Source organism: Streptomyces calidiresistens (assembly GCF_014141525.1).
GTDB lineage: Bacteria > Actinomycetota > Actinomycetes > Streptomycetales > Streptomycetaceae > Streptomyces > Streptomyces calidiresistens.
Genome location: NZ_VKHS01000634.1, coordinates 1 through 3,296, shown reverse-complemented (window position 1 = coordinate 3,296; position 3,296 = coordinate 1). Strand labels below are relative to the sequence as shown.

Annotated in this window: 4 protein-coding genes; 3 read left to right on the top strand and 1 reads right to left on the bottom strand. The window is 74.4% G+C overall.

The window, feature by feature from the left end; genetic code table 11:
* Positions 1 to 349: 349 nt before the first annotated feature.
* Together FOE67_RS20725 and FOE67_RS20720 are read left to right on the top strand one after the other, a co-directional pair.
* A complete protein-coding gene (locus FOE67_RS20725; RefSeq protein WP_182666346.1) occupies positions 350 to 1,162 on the top strand; it encodes an SAM-dependent methyltransferase in 813 nt (270 codons plus the stop codon).
* Between the two features lie 121 nt (positions 1,163 to 1,283).
* On the top strand, positions 1,284 to 2,195 hold the full coding sequence (locus tag FOE67_RS20720) for a Sco1979 family transcriptional regulator (RefSeq protein WP_323385172.1): 912 nt from the start codon (positions 1,284 to 1,286) through the stop codon (positions 2,193 to 2,195).
* Positions 2,196 to 2,327: 132 nt separating this feature from the next.
* Here the strand turns inward: FOE67_RS20720 and FOE67_RS20715 are convergent, their stop codons facing one another.
* A complete protein-coding gene (locus tag FOE67_RS20715) occupies positions 2,328 to 2,624 on the bottom strand; it encodes a DUF1876 domain-containing protein (RefSeq protein ID WP_323385170.1) in 297 nt (98 codons plus the stop codon).
* Between the two features lie 361 nt (positions 2,625 to 2,985).
* On the opposite strand from FOE67_RS20715, the gene FOE67_RS30150 reads away from it, so the two are divergent.
* Entirely contained in the window at positions 2,986 to 3,120 is a 135-nt protein-coding gene (locus FOE67_RS30150) for a hypothetical protein (protein ID WP_267133352.1), read from the top strand.
* The last annotated feature ends 176 nt before the right edge of the window (positions 3,121 to 3,296 follow it).

Sequence of the window (3,296 nt, the reverse complement as noted above, 5' to 3'; positions counted from 1 at the left end):
GGAGGAGACGACGGGAAGGGGACGGATCGTGCCGGTGGGCCGGGCGAGGGGGACGGGGACCGGGACGGCGAGCCGGGTCGGTCCGGCTCCGGGTGAACGCCCGACCCGCGGGGTGTTCGAGTCCGTGCCGGGCGGCGGCGCCCCCCCGTTCCGGTTCCGGGCGGGAACCGGCCCGGGACCTGGCTGGTGGGGGCCCGGCCGGGTAGGCTGGCGATTCGCCGACCGTGCCGGCGTCAACTGCCATGTGCATCACGGATGTTGTCGCGCGCGGACGGCTTCCCGGGCGCTCGACGCGGGGACCGGTGTTCGACGCGCCCTGTTCACCGACGGATACCCGGGAGACCCCTCCGTGACAGACGACGCCCCCTCCACGCACCGGCGGCCGAACTCCGGCATCGACACCTCGGTGCCGCACTCCGCCCGGATGTGGAACCACTGGCTCGGCGGCAAGGACAACTACGAGGCCGACCGGGCCGCCGCCGATCAATTCGCCGCCGCGTTCCCGGCCATCGCCGACAACGCCCGGGCCTTCCGCCACTTCCTCGCCCGCTCCATCCGGTACCTCGCCGAGGACGCCGGCATCCGTCAGTTCCTCGACATCGGCACCGGCCTGCCCACCGTGGACAACACCCACGAGGTCGCCCAGCGGGTGGCCCCGGAGAGCCGCATCGTCTACGTGGACAACGACCCGCTGGTCCTCGCCCACGCCCGCGCCCTGCTGACCAGCACCCCCGAGGGCGCCACCGCCTACCTCGACGCCGACCTGCGGGAGCCCGAGGCCATCCTGCGCTCCGCCGCCGAGACCCTGGACTTCGAGCGCCCGATCGCCCTGGTGCTCAGCGGCATCCTCGGCCACTACGAGGACGCGGTCGCCGACGACGTCGTCGCCCGCCTGACCGCCGCCCTGCCCTCCGGCAGCCACCTGGTGGTCTGCGACGGCACCGACACCAGTCCGGAGCTGAACGAGGCGCAGCGGATGCACAACGAGCGCGGCGCCGTCGTCTACCACCTGCGCAGCCACGAGCGCATCGCGCGCTTCTTCGACGGGATGGAACTCGTCGAGCCCGGCGTGGTCCCCTGCTACGAATGGCGGCCCGAGCCCAGCCCGTTCGAGCCCCCGGCGGATGTCCATGCGGCCGGCGCGGTGGGACGCAAGCCGTGACATGCTGATCCCGACAGGGGGGTGCGGGCGGCCGGTGGACAACCGCCCGCACCGGACGACCGGGGCGCGGGGCGTGCCCCGGGAGGCGAGACGGAGTGACGGTGACGGCATGGGAACGGACATGAGCCTCATGACACCGGAGGGCGCCCGGACCGGGGAGCCGGGACGGGGACTGCCCGGGACGGCCACGGGTCCCACCGTCCCCCGGATGATGCTCGGCGCGGAACTCCGCCGCCTGCGCGAGCAGTGCGGTGTCACCGGCAGCGAGGCCGGCGACGTCATCCGGGCCTCCCACTCCAAGATCAGCCGCCTGGAGGCGGGGCGCACCGGCTTCAAGATCCGGGACGTCGCCGATCTGCTGACCCTGTACGGCGTCACGGACGAGGCCGACCGCGCCACCCTGCTGGCCCTCGCCGAGCAGGCCAACACCCCCGGGTGGTGGCACGCCTACCACGACGTGGTGCCCCGCCACCTGGAGTTGTTCCTCGGCCTGGAGCAGGCGGCCGACATGATCCGCTCCTACGAACTGCAGTTCATACCCGGTCTGTTGCAGACCGAGGACTACGCCAGGGAACTGTTCCGCCTCACCCGTGACGGCGAGAGCGACAAGACGGTCGAACGCCGCGTGGAACTGCGCATCGAGCGCCGCCGTGCCCTGCACCGCGTCCCGCCGGTCAAGCTGTGGGTGGTCATCGACGAGGCCGCGCTGCGTCGCCCGATCGGCGGGGCCCGGGTGCACCGGGCCCAGCTGCGGCACCTGTTGGAGATGTCCGAACTGCCGAACGTCACCATCCAGGTCATGCCCTTCTCCGCCGGCGGACACCCCGCCATGGGCGGCCCGATCATGCTGCTGCGGCCCCCGGTGGACGACCTGCCGGACGTCGTCTACCTGGAGCAGCCGCTCAGCGGTCACTACGTGGACCGGACGGCCGACGTGGAGCACTACCGGCACGTGATGAACCAGTTGGTGGTCGAGGCGACCCCGGTGGACGCCTCCCGCGCGATGATCGCCGGGATGGTCGCCGACCTCTGAGCCCCGCCCCCCGGGGCGCCGGAGCGCCGGACCCCACGGCGTGCCGCGGCCCCGCCCCACCGTTCGCCGGAACGGTGGGGCGGGGCCGCCTCGCCGGGGCGGGGTCGCGTCCGGCCCCGGATGGCGCACCCCTCAGGGGTGCACCCGGGCGGGGATGTGCGTGACCTCCTCGATCTCCCGCTCGGCCTTGTGCCGCAGTTGGGCGGAGAGGTCGCCCAGCAGGCGTGCCGCCGCGATCTCCTCGCCCACCCGTGGCTGATCCGGGTCGTCGGGGTGCCGGTCGGCGTGACCCCGGGCCCGCAGTTCCGTGCCGTCGGGCAGCCGCAGCAGGGCGACGGCCCGGGTCTCGGAGCCGATCTCCCGGAACTCCAATTCGATGTGCCAGCCGGCCACGGTCCGCACCGTGTCGGTCTGGGGGGCATGCTCCACGATCGTCACCTCCGGAGGGTCCCGGGCACCGGGCGGGTCACGCCCGTGCCCCGGGGCCGATCGTTCGTCACCGGTCCCGGACCGCGCGGACGGAGTCGGCTCACGACCCGGGATTCATCCCGTTTCGGGATGGTTCGGACCCTTCCAGGGTGCACCCGACCACCCCGGTCCACAATCGCGCCCGAGCGGTCCCCGCGCGATCCGCCCGTCCGCCCGAAAACCCGTTGCCCGGCCCCGCGCCCCTCCCTACGCTGGGGCCCGCGCCCGTCCGGTCGGCGGGCGCCCGGAGTCGACCGGGTCCTCCCGGCCCCGGTCCGCACACGCCGCGCCCCACGGGGTGCGCGGGAGGGAGGTGGCACGCATGGTCGCCGTCTTCGTGATCACCGGCCCCGATGCCGACGCCGCGGATGTGGCCGTCCCGCATCCGCCCCTCGACGCGGCGGGCCCCGCCCGTCCCGTCGCCACCTCCCCACACCGGCCCGCGACCCGCGACTGAGCCGGCCCGCACCGCCGCCACCGTCCCGTCCCGCCGGCACCCGTGCCGCGCGGACGGTTCGACGCGCGCCATCGGGCCGCGCGCCGCCGGGTCGTCCCGACCCGAGGACTCCACCCGTGCAGATCCCGCACACCCCCGACCGTTCCTCCCGGCGTTTCACCGACCTTCCCGGGACC